Source organism: Actinomadura sp. RB99, from assembly GCF_014706005.1.
Taxonomy (GTDB): Bacteria; Actinomycetota; Actinomycetes; order Streptosporangiales; family Streptosporangiaceae; genus Spirillospora.
In genome coordinates this window covers 16569-34185 of record NZ_JABMCA010000091.1, presented here as the reverse complement: position 1 = coordinate 34185, position 17617 = coordinate 16569, and the positions used below count along the sequence as shown (strand labels likewise).

The window sequence follows — 17617 nt, the reverse complement described above, 5'->3', positions numbered from 1 at the left end:
CGCGCTGGCCGCGGCCGAGGCCTGACCGGCCCGGATCCCGCCGCCCCGCGCCGTGCGCGCGGGGCGGCGCCGGCTCAGCCGGCGGCGGGCCTCAGGAGCGCCTCCTGGGCGATGGACGCGACGAGCGTGCCGTCGGCCGTGTGGAGGGTTCCGCGAGCGAGGCCCCGCGCGCCGTGGTTCGTCACCGGCCCCGCCGAGAAGAGAAGCCACCGGTCCGCGCGCGGCGGGCGGTGGAACCACATCGCGTGGTCCAAGGTGACGGCGGTGACGAGCCGCTTGGGGGACCCGGGGGCGCGGGCGCTGCTCACCATCCCCATGTCGGACAGGTAGGCCAGCAGGCAGGCGTGCAGGGCGGGATCGTCGCCGACGGGCCGGTCCGTCCGGATCCAGAACGGCTGCGGCACGGGGAACCCGTCCTCGTCCGGCGGGTCCACCACGCGGACCTCGAAGCCGTCGGGGTGCCGGGAGAACCCGGGCGGCGTCCAGTGCTCCGGCAGGTCCTCCGGGGCCGGGGTCCCGGACGGGCCGGGCGCCTGCCAGTCGAACCCGTCCTCCGGCTCGTGGAACGAGGCGATCAGCTCCAGGATCGGCTTGCCGCCCTGGCTCGCGGTGACGTGCCGGGTGGAGAACGAGCGCCCGTCGCGGGTGCGGGCCACCTCGAACCGCAGCGGCTCCTCGGGGGCGCCGGGACGGATGAAATAGGCGTGCAGCGAGTGCGGCGGCCGCCCGTCCGCGGTGCGGCAGGCCGCCCGCAGCGCCTGCCCGGCGACCTGCCCGCCGAACAGCCGGGACCGCCCCACCGACGGGGAGTCCGCCACGAAGACGTCGCCGCCCAGCGCCGTCAGCTCGAACAGCCGCGCCATGTCCCGCGGGACGCCCATGCACCCTCCCCGTGAACCCGCCGGAACCCGTCCGGCCGCGTACGGCGCCGACCTTATCCGCGCGTCCGGACGAACCGGTCATCCGGGTGGGAACACTCCGCGGTTGGGGAGAGCGTTGCGAGCGCCGCGCGCCGCCGACCTATGATCGCCGTGGGGGACGGCGGAGCGCCCGGGGGCCGTCGGCGCCCGTCCGGCCCCGCCGAGGAGATGAGAGAGGCAATGGCTGATATCACCGAGTCGCCCGAGTGGACGGCGCTGGCCGAGCACCAGGCGGAACTCGCGGGCCGGCACCTGCGGGAGCTGTTCGCCGAGGACCCGGGGCGCGTCGAGCGCATGACCGTGACCGCCGGGGACCTCTGCCTGGACTACTCCAAGCACCGGGCGACCGACGAGACGCTGCGGCTGCTGGTGGCGCTGGCGGAGCGGGCGGGGCTGCGCGACCGGATCGCGGCGATGTTCTCCGGGGAGCACATCAACGTCAGCGAGGACCGCGCCGTCCTGCACACCGCGCTGCGGCTGCCGCCGGGGGAGGCGCTGACGGTCGACGGGCAGGACGTCGCCGCCGACGTGCACGCCGTCCTGGACAAGATGTCCCGGTTCGCCGAACGGGTCCGGTCGGGGGAGTGGACGGGGTTCACCGGCAAGCAGATCACCACCGTCGTCAACATCGGCATCGGCGGCTCCGACCTCGGCCCCGCGATGGCCTACGAGGCGCTGCACGACTACGTGGACGCGGGGATCTCCTGCCGGTTCGTCTCCAACATCGACCCGGCCGACATCCTCGGCAAGCTCGCCGGACTCGACGCCGAGCGGACGCTGTTCGTCATCAGCTCCAAGACGTTCGGCACGCTGGAGACGCTGACGAACGCCAAGGTGGCGCGGCAGTGGCTGATCGACGCCCTCGGCGACGACAAGGCCGTCTCCCGGCACTTCGTCGCGGTGTCGACCAACGCCGAGCGGGTCGCGGACTTCGGCATCGACACCGACAACATGTTCGGCTTCTGGGACTGGGTCGGCGGCCGCTACTCCTTCGACGGCGCGATCGGCCTGTCGCTGATGATCGCGATCGGCGGCGAGGGCTTCCGGGAGATGCTGGCCGGCTTCCGGTCGATCGACGAGCACTTCCGCACCGCGCCGTTCGAGGCGAACATGCCGGTGCTGATGGGCCTGCTCGGCGTCTGGTACACCGACTTCTTCGGCGCGCAGACCCGCGCCGTGCTGCCCTACAGCCAGCGGCTGTCGCGCTTCCCCGCCTACCTGCAGCAGCTGACGATGGAGTCCAACGGCAAGTCGGTGCGGGCCGACGGCGCGCCGGTCGTGGCGCAGACCGGCGAGATCTTCTGGGGCGAGCCCGGCACCAACGGCCAGCACGCCTTCTACCAGCTGCTGCACCAGGGCACCCGGCTGGTCCCGGCCGACTTCATCGGGTTCGCCGAGCCGTTCGAGGACCGGGCCGGCATGCACGACCTGCTCACCGCGAACCTGCTCGCGCAGACGTCCGCGCTGGCGTTCGGCAAGACCGCCGACGAGATCGCCGCCGAGGGGACGCCCGCCGCGGTCGTGCCGCACAAGGTGATGCCGGGCAACCGGCCGACCAGCACGATCCTGGTCCCGAAGCTGACCCCGAAGACGCTCGGCGAGCTGGTCGCCCTCTACGAGCACATCGTGTTCGTCGAGGGGACGGTCTGGGGCATCGACTCCTTCGACCAGTGGGGCGTCGAGCTGGGCAAGGTGATGGCGCAGGACCTCGCGCCCGCGCTCACCTCCGAGGAGCCGCCCTCGGACGCGCCGGACGCGTCCACCGCCGCGCTCGTCCGCAGGTACCGCGAGCTGCGCGGACGCCGGGTCTGACCGGCGCGGACGCAACGGGCCCGCCGGCGCGACCGGCGGGCCCGTTCCGTTCCGTCGCGTCCGGGGTCAGGCCCAGCCCTGCTCCTCGAGGATCGCCCGGTACTCGCCGTAGGAGATGAACCCGTCGAGGTTGGCGTCGGCCCTCTCGAACCTGTCCTGCGTCTCCGCGCGCGACCACGACAGCCCGAGGTGCTCCAGGACGAGCGTGAACTCCATCAGGTCGAGCCGCTCGTCCTTGCCGAGGTCCGCCCTCGTGAACACGGCGAGAAGATCGTCCTCGGTCGGCCTGGTGGTCATCTCACTCCTCTGATCCCCGACGAAGCCGGACGGGGGCTCGGGGGTCGTCCCCCTCGGCCTGAACCGGTCCGATACGCCCGCATCATAGACTCCGATCATGCGCCGATCGAGCAGCACCGTGGTCGTCGTGGCGGGGGAGCGGGCCGGGGAAGTGGTCGCCGGGCTGGGCGGGCTCCACAACGTCCGTGCCCTCGTCCGCGGCGACGTCCCGCCCGCCGAGTTCGCCGCGCTGGTGGGCCGCGCCGGCGGCACCTACGTGGTGCACGACGACGACCCGCTCGCCGCCGTCCGGGACGCCTGGACCGCGTTCTTCGACGGGGCGTCCGCGCCCGGCCCGCTGGAGGTCGCCGTCGAGGAGGCCCTCGCCGCGCTGCGCTCCGGCACGGCGCAGCTCCCCGACTACTACGTCGTCCTCGATCCCGAGGAGATGCCCGAGACCGCGCGGCACTGGTGGCTCGGCGTCCTTTCCGGCGCCGCGCCGGCCCGCGTCGTCCCGGCGCCCTCCTCGCCGTCGCGGGTCGCCGCGGAGCTGGGCCGGCTGTCGCCCGGCCGCTGGTGGCCGGACGACGTGGCGTCCTGGCTGCGGGAGCTGCCCCGCACCGTCCCCGACCGCGCCGGGCTCCCCGCGGGCTAGCCGGGCAAAGCGGGTCACCCGTGGCCGGTCACTCGCCGCCGGTCAGCTCGGGGACGCGGTGCCGGTAGCGCTCGATGAGCGCGGTGTTCCGCTCGTCGCCGCCCGGCACGTTCGCGCTCGTCCACCGGGGCGGCTCCGCGCCGCGCGCGGCGGCGAGGTCGTCCAGGTCGGCGAGGATCCGCGACCAGGCGTAGGCGGCGAGGATCGTGGAGACCGCGGCGGTCCGCGGCGCGCCCGGCGGGTGCAGGACGTCGCCGGGCGGCACCCGGGTGTCCACCACGATCGCGGCGTGGTCGGCGAGCGTCGTCGCGGCCCGGGCCGCGGCGCCGCTCGCGGCGCGGGCCGAGGTCACCGCGACCACCGGGACGTCCCGGGCCGCGCACTCCGCGGCGATCTCCACCGGGTACGGGTTGCGGCCGCTGGTGGAGAACACCACCGCGACGTCCGGCGGGGCGGGCGCGGCCTCCTTGACGACGGCGCGGCCGACGCCGGCGCGCCGCTCGGCGCGGGTGCTGCGCACGGCGTCGTCCAGCGGGAGCACGTCCGGCGCCCAGATCGGGCGGACCGCGGCGAGCCCGCCGGCCCGGTAGAACGTCTCGCACACCATCACCAGCGAGTGCCCGGCCCCGGCGACGTGCACGATCCCGCCCGCCTGGACCGCGTCGAGCAGCAGCGCGGCCGCCGCGCCGATCGCCTCGCCGGAGGCGGCGTCGAGGTCGTCGAGCAGGGCCCGCACCCGGCCGGGGAGCCGCTGCCGGGCGGCGTCAGGCATCGGGCACGGCCTCCTTGAGCGCGCCGGCCAGCTCCTCCCGGCCGGGCGCGGCGCGCAGCCGGTCGGCGAGCCCGCCCGACAGCGACCGGGCCAGCGCGGCGAGCGTGCCGACGTGCGCGTCCGGGTCCGGGGTGCAGAACGCGAGCAGGAGGTCGACCGGGTCGTTGTCGGGATGCCCGAACTCCACCGGCGCGGCCAGCCGGGTCACGCCGACGCCGACGGCCAGCCCGCCGTCCTCGGGACGGGCGTGGACGAGCGCGAGGCCCTTCGTCAGCACGATGTACGGGCCGTTCTCCTCGACCACCCGCTCGCACGCCGCCGGGTAGCCCTCGCCGGCGGCGCCCGTGGCGACCAGCGCGGACGCGGCCTCCCGGACGGCCTCCCGCCAGTCCCGCGCGGCGACGTCGTCGTTCGCGGCGATGCCGGTCACGGCAGCCACCCCTGCTCGGTCAGCCGCTCCTTCAGCTGCGCGGCCAGGCCGTCCTTGTCGAGGAAGTCGCTGATCGTGATGACGACCGGCGCGAGGTCGGCGATCTCGCCGGTGTGCATGCCCTGGCCGATCACCACGTCCGGGGACATGCCCCGCGCGGACGACACGTCGGTGTTCTCCACCCGGGCGTCCACGCCGAGCGAGCCCAGCGCGTCCTCGGCGGTCATCTTCAGCATCAGGCTGGAGCCCATGCCGACCCCGCATACCGCGAGGACCTCCAGCCGCCTGTCCAGTGCCATGTCGGTTCCCTCCGTTGTGCGTCGTTCAAGCCTTGGCGGGTGCCGCGCCGGCGGCCTCGGGCTCGCCCTCGGCGACGGCGCGGCGCTTGTCGGCGCGGCCGAGCAGGACCAGCGTCACCACCGTCGCGGCGAGCGCGATGACGGGCACCAGCCAGACCGTCCCCTTGCCGATGACCGGGTCGGCCGCCTTCAGCAGCCAGCCGATCGCGTACCAGTCGGGGTCGGCGAGGGTGGACAGCTCCGGCGCCGTCCGCTCGTACAGCCCCCAGGTGAAGCCCTGTCCGACCGCGAGGATCAGGCCGGAGACCACGCCGCCGAGGACGGCGCCGCGCCAGCCCGCCACCACGTTGCCGAACAGCCCGGCCGCGCCGCCGACGAAGAACAGCATGATCATGGGCGGGGCGAGGGTGAACCAGCCGGCCGCCGCGGAGACCGCGAGGCAGGCCAGGAACACCACCGTGGACGTCACGAACCCGAGCATGACCGCGGTCGGCGCGACGGGGAAGACGGTCGGCGCGTCCAGCGCGGGCCGGGTGCCGGGGATGACCCGGTCGCTGAAGCCCTTGAACGCCGGGACGATCTCGCCGAGGAACATCCGGACCCCGTACAGCAGGATCGCGATGCCGCCCGCGAACCGCAGCCCGACCAGCAGTCCCCACACCCACGGGGACAGCTTGTCGTCCATCTCGGCGGCGGCCTTGGCCACCACGCCGTGGTCGGCGAACGCGACCCCGAGCAGCATGATCACCGAGATGATGAGCGCGGTGCTGATGTTGACGTCCTTGAAGAACGACAGCTGCCGGGGCAGCGTGAGCTTCTCGGTGTCGTGCTTCTCGCGGCTGCCGAGCGGCCGGGCGGCGTAGCCGGTGACGAGGCAGGCCAGCGAGCTGGTGTGCGCGTACCCGAACCGGTCGTCGGGCATCACGCGGCGCATGAGCGGCCGCATCCACAGCGGCTGCAGCGTCCAGTACGCGGCGACGAACCCGGCGCCGCACAGCACCAGCGTGAGCTGGTTCGCGCCGGGCGCGATCGTCACGAGCGACGCCACCGTGACCGTGCTGATCCAGAACATCAGGTGGCCGGTCAGGTACAGGTACCGCGCGGCGGGGAAGAGCCGCACGATCAGCACGTGCACGAGGAACGCCACCGTGATCACCAGCGCGATCGTCCCGCCCTGCTTGGACAGGAAGTCGGTGAGCGAGTGGTCGGCGTGCGGCGGCGTCGTGCCCATCGCGCTCGCCAGCACCGTCTGGAAGCTGGCGAGCCCGCCGGTGAACACGTCGACGCCGATGAACAGGATCACCACGCCGATCGTGGCGCGCAGCGCGCCCGCGACGACGTCCTCCGCCCGCTTGCGCTGCAGGATCAGCCCGGCGAGCGTGATGAGCCCGATCAGGATCGGGACCTGGCCGAAGACGTTGTTCGCCAGGAACGTGAGGATGTCCTTGATGACGCCCATGGTGAAGTCGCCTCACTTCTCAGGGGTGGTTCGTGCGCTGCGGCCCCCGCCAGCGCTGGTGGACGGTCGTGCCCCGGGCGCGCGCCGGACGCGTGCCGGGGGAGCGGTCAGTGGGACGGCGGGCGGAGGTCGAGTTCGAGGCGGTACCGGTCGCCGCGGTAGAGCGACCGGACGTACTCCAGCGGCCGGCCGTCCTCGTCCCGCGTCACCCGCTCGAACAGGAACGCCGGCGTGTGCACCGGGACGTCCAGCTCGGCGGCCTCCTCCGGGGTGGTGACGGTCGGCTCGATCGTCTCGGTGCCGGACGCGATCACGATGCCGGCGCCGCGCAGCAGGTCGTAGAACGACCGGCCCTCCAGGACGTCCCTGCGCAGCCCGGGCATGAGCGCCCGGGGCAGGTAGAGCGTCTCGATGGCCATCGCGGCGCCGTCCGCCAGCCGCAGCCGCCGAATGGTAAAGACCTCTTCGGTCGGCGGAAGGGCCAGCCGCCTGCCGATCCGCGCCCCCGCGGTCTCCGTGCGGAACGACAGCACGCGGCCGCCCGGCTTCATCCCCCGGCGGATCATGTCCTCGGTGAAGGAGGTCATGGTGAGCGGCACCGCGATCCGCGGTTCGGCCACGTAGGTGCCGCTTCCGTGCCGCCGTTCGAGCAGCCCTTCGGCGACGAGGCCGTCCACGGCCTGCCGTAACGTCGGCCGGGAGACGCCGAGCTCGTCGACCAGCCGGCGTTCGGACGGCAGCGCGTCACCGGGCTCCAGGCCCTCGAGCATGGCGAGCAGCTCGCGGCGGACCGCCTGCCGCTTCGTGTTCCCGTTACGGCCCTCACCGCCAGTCCGCACGCCTTCACCCCTCTATGGAGCCGATCCCGTCGCCGCACACGCTACGTCCCGTTATGGCGACTGGTCAATACCACTTTGTCGATGTTTGCCATGGTGGCGGGCGCGTCCCCGGCCTACCGTCACCGAAGATCGTCCTGGAACCGGCCGAGCACCGCGCCCCGCGGCGCGGCGAGGGAGGCGGCGATATGAAGAGGCGGGTTCGCGCGGGCCTGGCGCTCACGGTTCCGCTCGTCCTGTCCGCGACGGCGGGCACGGCGGGCGCGGCGGAGGCCGGGACGGGCGGCGGGCCGCCGGGCGCTCGGCCCGGCTGGCGGCTCGTCGCGGCCGAGCCGTTCGACCGGCGCCTGGACGACGCGCGCGTGCCGTGGCGGCCCGACGACGACGGCTCCGCGAGCCCCTACGACGTCGACATGTACGACAACGACGGCGCGTACTTCGACACGGTCGGCGGCCCGGCGTTCCGGACGCAGCTCGCCACGGTCCGGACGTACCGCAAGTCCTTCGCGTTCGGCCGGCGCGGGTGGCTCACCGCCGAACTCGCCGCGCGGGACGCCGACGGGGACGGCAGGCCCGACCGCCCGCCGACCCTCACCTCGCGGCGCGGCGCCGCCGACCTCGACGAGCCCGACCACCGCGGCGGCGTCGTCATCCGCTCGACGCGGGACCTGCCCGCGGAGTACCGCGTCGAGATGACGCTGCGCGGCCTGGACTTCGGCGGCGAGCGCGACGGCTCCTGGGACTACCCCGACGGCCGGATCAACGGCTACGCGCCGGGCGGCTGCAAGACCGTCTTCCCGTGGGCGTCCGGCGGCGACTTCTCCAGGCCCGAATGCGCGTGGGCGGACGCGCGCACCGACTCCAACGGCTTCTACTACATGTCGATCATGGATTACCGGCGGGTGGCGCCGCACGACAACATCTTCGTCCACGGTCACCGGAAAGTGGCCATGGACGGCTACAACAGGTACAAGTACACGGGTACGGGCCTGAAGTACTGCAACCCGGCGACGAAGCGGTACGAGCCCTATTCCGCCGGGACCGGAAACGGCGTGAACGCCATTTTCATGACCGACGACCGCAGGTATCCCGCCATGCCCGGGACCGAGTACCTGATGCAGAGCGAATGCGGTCTCGCCAAGGGCGGCGCGATCGTCTCGACGGTCGACCTGCGGCCGGAACTGCTGCCCGAGAACCCGTACACGTTCGCGATCGAACGCCGGGGCGGTGCGTACACGATGGAGATGTCGGGAGTGTTCGCCCACGTGGGCCGGGCGACGTACCGGTACACGCGCGCGTTCGTGCAGGACGGCGAGCCGATCTGGCACTACAACCAGAAGCCCGGCGAGTACGACGGCCGCTACGACGCCGACTGGACCTGGAAGGGCCCCGGAGGCACCCTCGTCGACCGCCATACATGGCCGGCCGGGTCGGCCTATCCCGACCGGTTCATGATCGGCGACCCGCACATGAACTTCTACGAGGGCGGCGCCCGCGTCGACGACATCCGCCTCTACGTCCCTCGGTGACGCCGTGCCCGCAGGGCGTCGAGGGGGCGATCCTGCGCCCGGGGTCCGTCACCTGCTCGTGACTATTCCGTGACCGTCCGATTACCGAGCGTAGTAAGGGGGAATGTCGTCGCTCAGTGGAAATGCCCGCTGAGGAGGGGAAATGACAGATCCGGCCGGCGGCCCTTCGACCGCGCGTGGCGTCCTCCTTGACTCGTTCAAGGGCGCCACCGACGACGCCAAGCTCACCCAGGCGCTGTCCTACGTCTCCCAGCAGACCTGCAAGCCCGCGATCGTGCTAGGGCAGCGCTCGATGGAGTTCAAGCGGCCCCGCCAGGTCTTCGACGGGCTCGCCTTCACGGGCCTGATCAGCGGCAACGAGTTCCACTACAACCAGCGCGTGAAGATCAGCGTGCCGGGTTCCGGATGGCTGACCCTGCCGAAGGGGCGGACGCGCGGGATCTACGTCGGCAACCTGAGTTTCGAGGGCGACTCGGGAACCGCCTTCTTCGCCGACCAGGCCGGCGGCGGGTCGGTGCTCTGGGCCTCGCATTTCGAGAACCTCGCGTTCAACCTTTTCAAGCACGTCATGTGGGGTGCGCACACCGCGGTCACCTTCTCGGGCTTCTGGGACGTCAACAACAGCTACGACACGCCGTTCAAGCTCTGGGGCTCGGACAACAGCTACTGGACGGACGGAATGCTGATCGACTCCCCGAGGATGGGCCCCGGCGACCGCTACCACGTGTGGCTGCCGAACGTCAGCAAGACCGTCGTCGGCCCGGTGTTCGCCACGGCCAGGGCCAACGTGTGCGCGCTCCGCCTCGACGGCGGCCGCGGCGTGGTCCTGAACGGCGCCCGGTTCGACGCGCAGGCGCAGGCGGGCCATCCCACCTCGGGCAGCCAGCTCCTCATCACCGGCGGCAGGTTCGTGCGGGTCCGCGACTGCTGGTTCTACGGCGGCATGGCCGACCCGGGCGCGGCCGGCCATTCCCAGCCCGCGCACGACAGGGGCATCGTGACCGTCACCGGCGGGGCGGGCATCGTCCTCGACGGGCTCATGTTCAGCGACGGCGACGGCGTCCAGCCCGACGCCACCAGGCCCGGCACCCCCCACGTCCACATCGGCGGCGGGAGCGGGATCCGGATCCGCGACATCCAGGCGAGCGGCGCGCCGGTCGTCCGGCGCGCGTCCTCGGTGCCCGCCTCGGCCGTCGTCACCGACCCCGACGTGCCGGTGTCCGTCGGCTGACCTGCGGCACCGCCCGTTCCCCCGTCCCGCGGGGCCGCCGCGGCCCCTGGGGGTGGGCGATCATTCGCCCGCCGTTCGGCTGCGCGCCCCGTCGACGCCATTCGCGATCTCTAAGTTCCTGCGGCGGCGTCTAAGTGGGGAACTGGCATGCGCAGAAGCAGGGTCGTCCGGGCTCGCGGCATCACGAAGTCGTTCGGCGAGGTGGTGGCGCTCGACGACGTCGATCTGGAGGTCGACCGCGGGCAGGTGCACGGCCTGGTCGGCCCGAACGGCGCGGGCAAGACGACGCTGCTCGGCCTGCTGCTCGGCCTGGCCGTCCCGGACCGCGGCCGCCTCGAGATCCTGGGGACGCCGGTCGGCCGGACGCTCGCCGTCCCCGACGGCGTCGCGGGCTTCGTGGACGGGCCCGGGCTCTACCCCTCGCTCACCGCGCGGCAGAACCTCGCCGCCCTGGCGCGGCTGCGCGGGCACGGCCCCGCCGCCGGCGTCGGCGCCGCGCTGGAGCGGGTGGGGCTGACCGACGTCGCGGACGACCGGGTCCGCGGCTTCTCGCTGGGGATGCGGCAGCGGCTCGGCCTGGCCGCCGCGCTGCTCACCCGGCCGCGGCTGCTCGTCATCGACGAGCCCGCCAACGGCCTGGACCCGGCGGGCAAGCGGCACGTCCACCGGGTCATCACCGAGCTCGCCGCCGACGGCGCCGCGATCGTCATGTCCAGCCACCGGATGGACGACCTCGCCGCGCTGTGCCCGGAGGTCACCATCCTCTCGACCGGGCGGGTCGTGTTCTCCGGCCCGGTGAAGAAGCTCGCAGCCGAGGTCGGCGACCTCGACCACCGGTTGCTGACCTCCGATCCGCCGGCCGCCCGCGAGGTGGCGGAGCGGACGCCCGGCCTGCGGGTCGTGCGGGACCCGCAGGCCGGGCCGGACGCCGACGTGCTCGTCGTCCGCGGGCCGGTGCAGGCCCTCGACGACCTGGTGGTGCGGCTGGTGGAGGCCGGCGTCGCGGTGCGCGGGCTCGCGCCCGTGGTCCCGCCGCTGGAGGCCGCCTTCCTGGCCCTGACCGGGACCGGGACCGTTCCCGGCGAGACCGAGGAGGACCCCCGATGACCGCGACCACCACCACGGCCGCCCCCGCCGCGGACGAGGCCCGTCCGGCGCCGCTGCCGCGCGGCTACCGCTTCGAGCTGGTCAAGCTGCTGTCGCAGTGGCGGATCCGGCTGGTCCTCGCGGCGTGCTGGATCGCCCCCGCCGTGTTCGTGGCCGCGGTGAGCCTGCAGAGCTCGCTCCCGGCCGACACGGTCTTCGGCCGCTGGATGCACGCGTCCGGCTGGGCGGGGTCGCTGGTGGTGCTGGGCTTCTCGTGCAGCTGGGTGCTCCCGCTGCTGACGTCCCTGACCGCCGGCGACGTGTTCGCCGCCGAGGACCGGCTCGGCACCTGGCGCCACCTGCTGGTCGCGGTCCGCTCCCCGCGCCGGATCTTCGCGGCGAAGGCGCTCGCGAGCCTCACCGTGATCCTGGCGATGACGGCCGGGCTGGCCGCCTCCGGCATCGCCGGCGGGCTCGCCGCGGCCGGCGCCCACCCGCTCGCGGGCCTCGACGGCCACATGCTGTCGTCCGGCGACGCGGCCGCGACGGTGCTGCTCGCCTGGTGCTGCGTGCTCGCGCCGACGCTGGCGTTCGCGGCGGTCGGCCTGCTCGGCTCGGTGGCCCTCGGCCGCTCGCCGATGGGCCTGCTGATGCCCGCGCTCCTCGCGCTCGGACTCCAGCTCGCGCAGATGCTGCCGCTGCCGGTGGCCGTGCGGACGGCCCTGCCGGGCGAGGCGTTCCTCGCCTGGCGCGGCCTGTTCACCGAGCCCGCGCAGACCCGCCCGCTGCTCATCGGCGTCGCGGTCGCCCTGGTCTGGGCGGTCGCCGCCACCGCGCTGGCCTACCGGCTGTTCCTGCGCCGCGACTTCACCGACCTCGCCTACGACGGGTCGGGGCGGCGCGTCGCCGTCGGCGGCGTGCTGCCGCTGGCCGCCCTCGCCGTCGTCACGGTGGCGGTGGTCTCGTGGACGACTCCGGCGAAGGGGTCGGGGATCGAGCGGACGAAGCTCGAGGACTCCCTCGCCACCTCGTACGCGCACCTCTACCGGCTGCAGACCCGCGAACTCCACCGCCCCGCCGTCACCGAGGCCCAGCTGCGGACCACCGCGTCCTGCGACAAGGGCGGCGACCGCGTCGCCGACGAGGGGCCGGGCAACGACTGGCGGTGCGTCGTGACGTGGCACCTGCCCGGCGTGGCCTCCGCCGGCACCGCCATCTACCAGCTCGACGTCACCGCCGACGGGCGGTACGTCGCCGACGGCGACGGTCCGAAGGAGGTGAACGGCTACTTCCAGGTGCGCACCTCGAGCGGGGATGCGCCCAACCCCCTGTGGCAGTTCGACGGCGACGTCGACCTGCTCGCCAGCCCCGCCAGTGCTCAGAAGGGTTAGCTCATGCACGTCAGAAGGCAACGCCGGAACCCCGCGGAGAACCGCTCCGGGGTGTTCCGCCGGCTCGGCGGCCGCCGGGTCCGGATCGTCGCGGCCGGTACCGCCGCGCTGGCCATCACGGCCGGCGGCGGCGTCGCCTACGCGTCGACGCACGCGTTCGGCACCCACAAGGTCGGCGACACGACCGGCCTCGGCACGCTGCTCGCCAGCGACCAGTTCGACAAGCCCCTTGGCGAACGCCTTCTCGTCGACAACGGGAAGCTGCTGTCGTCCACCGTCAGCCCGGACGGCCGCCATCTCGCGGCCCTGACCACGGACCGTTCCATCGCCCTGACGATCGTCGACCTGAAGGACTACAAGGTCCTCCAGCAGGCCGGCACCTCGGCGGCCGCGAACCTGAAGATCGGCAACAACAACGTGGGGCAGGAGGGCCCGACGTACTCGCCGGACGGCAAGACCCTCTGGATGCCGCAGATCAACGGGTTCAGCCGCTTCCCGGTGAACGCCGACGGCACCGTGGGCGCCCCGACGTTCATCACGATCCCGAACGACGGGTCGAAGCACCCGCTGCCGGCCCAGGCGGTGTTCTCCGCCGACGGCGCCACCCTCTACACCGCCGTCAACGGCCAGAACCGCGTCGTGGCCATGGACCCGGCCACGGGTGCGATCACGCGCAGCTGGAGCGTTGGGAACGCTCCACGCGACCTGGCCCTGGTCGGCGGCAAGCTCTATGTCAGCAACGAGGGCGGGCGCCCCGCGAAGGACGGCGACCAGACCCTCAACTCCTACGGCACCCAGGTCCCCGCCGATCCGAAGACGGGCGCCGTCACCACCGGGACGGTGAGCGTCATCGACGTGGGCGACACCGGCGCCTCGGTGAAGTCCATCGACGTCGGCCTGCACCCGACCGCCCTGCACGCCGCCAAGGGCGTGCTGTTCGTCGCCAACACCGGCAGCGACACCGTCTCCGTGGTCGACACGTCCAAGGACGCCGTCGTCCAGACCATCACCACGCAGCCGTGGCCGGGCGCCAAGGTCGGTTACGAGCCCGACGGCATCACCCTCACCGGCGACGGCCGCCTCCTGGTCACCCTCGGCCGCGCCAACGCGCTGGCCGTCTACCGGTACAAGGGACCCAAGGCGCCGGTCGGCTACGTGGGCATGCTGCCGACGGACTACTTCCCCGAGAACGTCACGACCGTCGGCGGGCAGGTGGTCGTCACCAGCCTGCGCGGCATCGGCGAGCGCGGCCCCGGGCGCACCATCGACAAGGGCGCCGGCACGACGCCGGCCACCGGCCACAACACCCACGACTCGACCGGCACGCTGCTGCGGTTCACGCTGCCGGACGACCGGCTCATCGGCGCCTACACGGCCAGGGTGTTCCAGCAGAACGGCTGGGACGCCGCCTCGCTCGCCGGGCTGCGCACCGGCGGCCGCGCGCGGCCCGTGCCGGTCCCGGTCCGCCTCGGCGACCCGTCGACCATCAAGCACGTCTTCCTGCTCGTCAAGGAGAACCGCTCCTACGACCAGGTCTTCGGCGACGACAAGCGCGGCAACGGCGACCCGGCGCTCGCGCAGTTCGGCGAGAACGCCACCCCGAACCAGCACGCGCTCGCCCGCCAGTTCGGGCTGTACGACAACACCTACGACGTCGGCACCAACTCCGCCGAGGGCCACAACTGGCTCATGCAGTCCGACAACCCGGAGTACACCGAGTCGGGCGCCGGCGAGTACACCCGCAGCTACGACACCGAGGACGACGCGCTCGGCCACCAGCGCTCCGGCACCCTGTGGAGCGGCGTTCAGGCGGCAGGGGGCAGCGTCAAGAACTACGGCGAGTTCCTGCAGTTCGAGACCAAGCCGTCCGGCGCGACGTGGCAGCAGTTCTACTGCGACGCCAGGACCATGGCGGACACCGGCCAGAACACGGCCATCAAGACCGACTCGTCCTCCCCGATCCCGTCGCTGAACGACGTGACGGCGCACGACTACCCGAAGTTCGACACCGACATCCCGGACATCTACCGGTACGAGATCTGGAAGCGGCACTTCGACGCGGAGGGTCCGGGCAGCCTCAACATGTTCTGGCTGTCCAGCGACCACACCGGCGGCGCGCCGAACCCGATCGCGCAGGTCGCCGACAACGACCTCGCGGTGGGCCGGATCGTCGACCACATCTCGCACAGCAAGTACTGGAAGGACAGCGCGATCTTCGTCATCGAGGACGACACCCAGGACGGTGTCGACCACGTCGACGGGGCGCGCGGCCCGGTGCAGGTCATCAGCCCCTACGCCAACCACGGCAAGGTCGACAGCCACTACTACTCGCAGATCACCGTGGTTCGCACCATCGAGCAGATCCTCGGGGTGCGCCCGATGAACCAGAAGGACAGCGCGGCCACCCCGATGTACACCGCGTTCACCGGGCGGCCCGACTACACGCCGTTCACCGCCGTGCAGAACCGCGTCCCGCTGACCTACGGGCTCAAGACGCCGCCGGCCTGCGGTGAAGACCCCGTCCCGACCACCAGGGCGTCGCTCGCCCCCGCCCAGTCGCCGACCCCGGCGGTGCCGGCGGGGGAGAAGGGCGTCGCGAGCCTGTGGGACGCCTGGAACCGGCAGCAGCACCAGAACGACCAGAACCCGCAGCCCGACCGCGCCAACCCCGACCAGATGGACCACTACACGTGGTACCTGACCCACGGGTTCACCAAGCCGTACCCGGGTGAGAAGAAGATTCTCACCCCGGCGGAGGTGCCCGGCCGCTACCTGCCGTCGCCGGACGCCGACGGCTGATCCGGACCGGCACGGTCCACCGCGTGCGGCCCGCCGGGGATCCATCCCGGCGGGCCGCCGCACGTCCAAGCCGGCGCCCGCCGGGGCGGCCCCCGGGCGTCAGGCGGTCGCCGCGCCCGAGCGGTACTCCTGCGGGCTCATCCCGTGCTCCCGCTTGAACGCGGTGCTGAGCGCGAACGCGGTCCCGTAGCCGACCCGGCGCGCCACGGCGTCGAGGGTGGCGTCGCTCTCGCGCAGCAGGTCGGCGGCCTGCGCCAGCCGGACGCCGGTGAGGTACGCCATCGGCGGCTCGCCGACCAGCCTGCCGAAGCGCTGCGCGAGCGCCGCCCGCGACGCGCCGACCCTCGCGGCCAGGTCCGCGACCGTCCACGGGTGCGCGAGGTCGTCGTGCAGCAGCCGCAGCGCGGGCCCCACGACCGGGTCGCCGTGCGCCCGGTACCAGCCGGGCTGCTCGGCCTCCGGCCGGGAGAACCACGCGCGCAGCGTCTGGATCAGCAGCAGGTCCAGCAGCCGGTCGAGCACGACCTCCTGGCCGGGCTCGTCCTTGACGATCTCCTCGTCGAGCAGCCCCACCAGCGGCGACCGCCAGGTGTCGCCGCGCACGACCGCCAGCGGCGGCAGCGCGGCCAGCAGCCGCTGCGTGACCGCGCCGCGCGTCTCGTAGGTGCCGACGAGCATCACCGCCCTGCCGTCCGGGTCGGTGCCCCAGGCGCGCACGCCGAGGTCCATCGCCTCCGACAGGCTCGTCCCGTCCGGGGTGGTGCAGCGCTGGCCCGGGTGGATGACGATCTGCGGTTCGGTGGACGGGTCGTCCGCGACGACGTACGGGTCCGGACCGCGGCAGATGACCAGGTCGCCGGGGCGGAGGTGCACGGGCGCGCCCTCGTCCGGGAGCACCCAGGCCTCGTCGCGGACCATGGCCACCAGCGTCAGCGGCGCCTCGTCCTGGATCCGCATCGACCACGGCGGGTTCAGCGTCGAGCGGATCATGAACGCTCCGTGCGCGCGGGGGCCGTCGAGAAGGTCGGTCAGGGCGTCCATGCCGCTCAGCGTAAAGGCTCTGGACGCTCGCGCATGGAGCCGAGCGTCTCAACGATGTCGGACGGGCGCGCCCGGCGGTTGACTCCAGGACATGACGAACACCAGCGGGAACATCAGCGAGAACACCAGCGGGAACATCGGCGGGAACGCCCTGGAGACCGGGCTCGTCCTCGTGCTCGGCGGGACCGGGAAGACCGGGCGGCGGGTCGTCGAGCGGCTGGAGTCCCTGGACGTCCCGGTCCGGATGGGCTCGCGGTCAGCGGTCCCCGGCTTCGACTGGACGGACGGGACGACCTGGGCGCCGGTCCTGCGGGACGTCGAGTCGGTCTACCTGTCCTACTACCCGGACCTCGCCGCGCCCGGCGCGCCCGAGGCGATCGGTGCCTTCACCGCCGCGGCGGCGGCCGCCGGGGTGCGCCGGGTCGTGCTGCTGTCCGGGCGCGGCGAGGAGGAGGCGCGGGCGTGCGAGCGCGTCGTCCGCGACTGCGGCCTGGAGTGGACGATCGTGCGGGCCGCGTGGTTCGCGCAGAACTTCAGCGAGGACTACCTGCTCGACCCGGTTCGGGCCGGCGAGGTCGTCCTGCCGGCCGGCGACGTGCCCGAGCCGTTCGCCGACGCCGACGACATCGCGGACGTGGCCGTCGCCGCCCTCACCAGCGCCGGGCACGCCGGAGAGGTCTACGAGGTCACCGGGCCGCGCGCGCTGACCTTCGCCGACGCGGTCGCCGAGATCGGCCGCGCCGCCGGACGCGAGATCGCCTACGTGCGGGTCGGCGCGGACGACTACGCGGCGGCGCTCAAGGAGCACGGCCTCCCCGGCGAGGTCGCCGGCCTGCTGACGTACCTGTTCACCACCGTGCTGGACGGCCGCAACGCCGAACCCGCCGACGGCGTCCGCCGCGCCCTCGGCCGCGAGGCCCGCGACTTCGCCGACTACGCCCGCGAGACCGCCGCCACCGGCATCTGGAACGCCTGAACCCGCCCCGTCCGCCGCGTCGAGCGGCTGACCTGGAGGAAGCACGGCCGGGCACGGCGATCCCCGCCCCGGCCGCGGCCCGCGCCCGCCCGCCGGGCGCGGGCC

At 73.4% G+C, this 17617-nt stretch carries 16 protein-coding genes; 8 read left to right on the top strand and 8 right to left on the bottom strand.

Annotated features, from left to right (window positions below):
* Positions 1 to 74: 74 nt before the first annotated feature.
* Entirely contained in the window at positions 75 to 881 is an 807-nt protein-coding gene (locus tag amrb99_RS43880) for an acyl-CoA thioesterase domain-containing protein (RefSeq protein ID WP_190867847.1), read from the bottom strand.
* Between the two features lie 219 nt (positions 882 to 1100).
* Here amrb99_RS43880 and pgi point away from each other — a divergent pair, with 219 nt between their 5' ends.
* Complete coding sequence (gene pgi / locus amrb99_RS43875; protein WP_190867845.1) at positions 1101 to 2732, top strand: glucose-6-phosphate isomerase; 1632 nt, start codon at positions 1101 to 1103, stop codon at positions 2730 to 2732.
* A 66-nt stretch (positions 2733 to 2798) separates the two neighbouring features.
* On the opposite strand, the gene amrb99_RS43870 is transcribed toward pgi, so the two are convergent.
* Positions 2799 to 3029, bottom strand: coding sequence for an EF-hand domain-containing protein (locus amrb99_RS43870; RefSeq protein WP_190867843.1), 231 nt, complete (start codon positions 3027 to 3029; stop codon positions 2799 to 2801).
* A 97-nt stretch (positions 3030 to 3126) separates the two neighbouring features.
* Between amrb99_RS43870 and amrb99_RS43865 the strand changes: the two genes are divergently transcribed.
* The gene (locus amrb99_RS43865) at positions 3127 to 3663 is read left to right on the top strand and encodes a hypothetical protein (RefSeq protein ID WP_190867841.1); all 537 of its coding nucleotides are present in this window, start codon (positions 3127 to 3129) and stop codon (positions 3661 to 3663) included.
* Positions 3664 to 3691: 28 nt separating this feature from the next.
* On the opposite strand, the gene amrb99_RS43860 is transcribed toward amrb99_RS43865, so the two are convergent.
* From amrb99_RS43860 to amrb99_RS53545, 5 genes are all read right to left on the bottom strand, one after another.
* Positions 3692 to 4435, bottom strand: a complete 744-nt coding sequence (locus amrb99_RS43860; protein WP_190867839.1) for a sugar isomerase domain-containing protein — start codon at positions 4433 to 4435, stop codon at positions 3692 to 3694.
* On the bottom strand, positions 4428 to 4865 hold the full coding sequence (locus amrb99_RS43855) for a PTS sugar transporter subunit IIA (protein ID WP_206700354.1): 438 nt from the start codon (positions 4863 to 4865) through the stop codon (positions 4428 to 4430). Before amrb99_RS43855 ends, amrb99_RS43860 begins: the two co-directional genes overlap by 8 nt.
* Positions 4862 to 5164 carry a PTS sugar transporter subunit IIB gene (locus amrb99_RS43850; protein ID WP_190867835.1) on the bottom strand — a complete coding sequence of 101 codons (303 nt, stop codon included), beginning with the start codon at positions 5162 to 5164 and terminating at the stop codon, positions 4862 to 4864. The genes amrb99_RS43855 and amrb99_RS43850 overlap by 4 nt, the downstream gene beginning before the upstream one ends.
* 25 nt (positions 5165 to 5189) lie before the next feature.
* Positions 5190 to 6623: a PTS ascorbate transporter subunit IIC gene (locus tag amrb99_RS43845; protein WP_190867833.1), complete on the bottom strand. Its 1434-nt coding sequence runs from the start codon at positions 6621 to 6623 to the stop codon at positions 5190 to 5192.
* Positions 6624 to 6730: 107 nt separating this feature from the next.
* Positions 6731 to 7462 (bottom strand): GntR family transcriptional regulator, encoded by a 732-nt coding sequence (locus amrb99_RS53545; RefSeq protein ID WP_206700353.1) that lies wholly within the window; start codon positions 7460 to 7462, stop codon positions 6731 to 6733.
* A gap of 185 nt (positions 7463 to 7647) precedes the next feature.
* Between amrb99_RS53545 and amrb99_RS43835 the strand changes: the two genes are divergently transcribed.
* From amrb99_RS43835 to amrb99_RS43815, 5 genes are all read left to right on the top strand, one after another.
* Positions 7648 to 8988: a hypothetical protein gene (locus amrb99_RS43835; protein ID WP_190867831.1), complete on the top strand. Its 1341-nt coding sequence runs from the start codon at positions 7648 to 7650 to the stop codon at positions 8986 to 8988.
* Between the two features lie 142 nt (positions 8989 to 9130).
* Positions 9131 to 10219 carry a hypothetical protein gene (locus amrb99_RS43830; protein WP_190867829.1) on the top strand — a complete coding sequence of 363 codons (1089 nt, stop codon included), beginning with the start codon at positions 9131 to 9133 and terminating at the stop codon, positions 10217 to 10219.
* A 147-nt stretch (positions 10220 to 10366) separates the two neighbouring features.
* Positions 10367 to 11326, top strand: a complete 960-nt coding sequence (locus tag amrb99_RS43825; RefSeq protein ID WP_190867827.1) for an ABC transporter ATP-binding protein — start codon at positions 10367 to 10369, stop codon at positions 11324 to 11326.
* Positions 11323 to 12696: an ABC transporter permease gene (locus tag amrb99_RS43820; protein ID WP_190867824.1), complete on the top strand. Its 1374-nt coding sequence runs from the start codon at positions 11323 to 11325 to the stop codon at positions 12694 to 12696. The genes amrb99_RS43825 and amrb99_RS43820 overlap by 4 nt, the downstream gene beginning before the upstream one ends.
* Before the next feature lie 3 nt (positions 12697 to 12699).
* Positions 12700 to 15495: a bifunctional YncE family protein/alkaline phosphatase family protein gene (locus amrb99_RS43815; RefSeq protein WP_190867823.1), complete on the top strand. Its 2796-nt coding sequence runs from the start codon at positions 12700 to 12702 to the stop codon at positions 15493 to 15495.
* Positions 15496 to 15594: 99 nt separating this feature from the next.
* Here amrb99_RS43815 and amrb99_RS43810 read toward each other — a convergent pair whose 3' ends face one another.
* The gene (locus amrb99_RS43810; protein ID WP_190867821.1) at positions 15595 to 16536 is read right to left on the bottom strand and encodes an AraC family transcriptional regulator; all 942 of its coding nucleotides are present in this window, start codon (positions 16534 to 16536) and stop codon (positions 15595 to 15597) included.
* 91 nt (positions 16537 to 16627) lie between these two features.
* Here amrb99_RS43810 and amrb99_RS43805 point away from each other — a divergent pair, with 91 nt between their 5' ends.
* Positions 16628 to 17512 carry an NAD(P)H-binding protein gene (locus amrb99_RS43805; RefSeq protein WP_190867819.1) on the top strand — a complete coding sequence of 295 codons (885 nt, stop codon included), beginning with the start codon at positions 16628 to 16630 and terminating at the stop codon, positions 17510 to 17512.
* The last annotated feature ends 105 nt before the right edge of the window (positions 17513 to 17617 follow it).

What these genes read in the sequence shown, in the direction of transcription:
- amrb99_RS43835 (WP_190867831.1), top strand. Translation starts at nt 7,648, where the DNA reads ATGAAGAGGCGGGTTCGCGCGGGCCTGGCGCTCACGGTTCCGCTCGTC.
- amrb99_RS43825 (WP_190867827.1), top strand. Translation starts at nt 10,367, where the DNA reads ATGCGCAGAAGCAGGGTCGTCCGGGCTCGCGGCATCACGAAGTCGTTC.
- amrb99_RS43820 (WP_190867824.1), top strand. Translation starts at nt 11,323, where the DNA reads ATGACCGCGACCACCACCACGGCCGCCCCCGCCGCGGACGAGGCCCGT.
- amrb99_RS43845 (WP_190867833.1), bottom strand. Translation starts at nt 6,623, where the DNA reads ATGGGCGTCATCAAGGACATCCTCACGTTCCTGGCGAACAACGTCTTC.
- amrb99_RS43850 (WP_190867835.1), bottom strand. Translation starts at nt 5,164, where the DNA reads ATGGCACTGGACAGGCGGCTGGAGGTCCTCGCGGTATGCGGGGTCGGC.
- amrb99_RS43810 (WP_190867821.1), bottom strand. Translation starts at nt 16,536, where the DNA reads ATGGACGCCCTGACCGACCTTCTCGACGGCCCCCGCGCGCACGGAGCG.
- amrb99_RS43870 (WP_190867843.1), bottom strand. Translation starts at nt 3,029, where the DNA reads ATGACCACCAGGCCGACCGAGGACGATCTTCTCGCCGTGTTCACGAGG.
- amrb99_RS43830 (WP_190867829.1), top strand. Translation starts at nt 9,131, where the DNA reads ATGACAGATCCGGCCGGCGGCCCTTCGACCGCGCGTGGCGTCCTCCTT.
- amrb99_RS43865 (WP_190867841.1), top strand. Translation starts at nt 3,127, where the DNA reads ATGCGCCGATCGAGCAGCACCGTGGTCGTCGTGGCGGGGGAGCGGGCC.
- pgi (WP_190867845.1), top strand. Translation starts at nt 1,101, where the DNA reads ATGGCTGATATCACCGAGTCGCCCGAGTGGACGGCGCTGGCCGAGCAC.
- amrb99_RS43815 (WP_190867823.1), top strand. Translation starts at nt 12,700, where the DNA reads ATGCACGTCAGAAGGCAACGCCGGAACCCCGCGGAGAACCGCTCCGGG.
- amrb99_RS43805 (WP_190867819.1), top strand. Translation starts at nt 16,628, where the DNA reads ATGACGAACACCAGCGGGAACATCAGCGAGAACACCAGCGGGAACATC.
- amrb99_RS43860 (WP_190867839.1), bottom strand. Translation starts at nt 4,435, where the DNA reads ATGCCTGACGCCGCCCGGCAGCGGCTCCCCGGCCGGGTGCGGGCCCTG.
- amrb99_RS43880 (WP_190867847.1), bottom strand. Translation starts at nt 881, where the DNA reads ATGGGCGTCCCGCGGGACATGGCGCGGCTGTTCGAGCTGACGGCGCTG.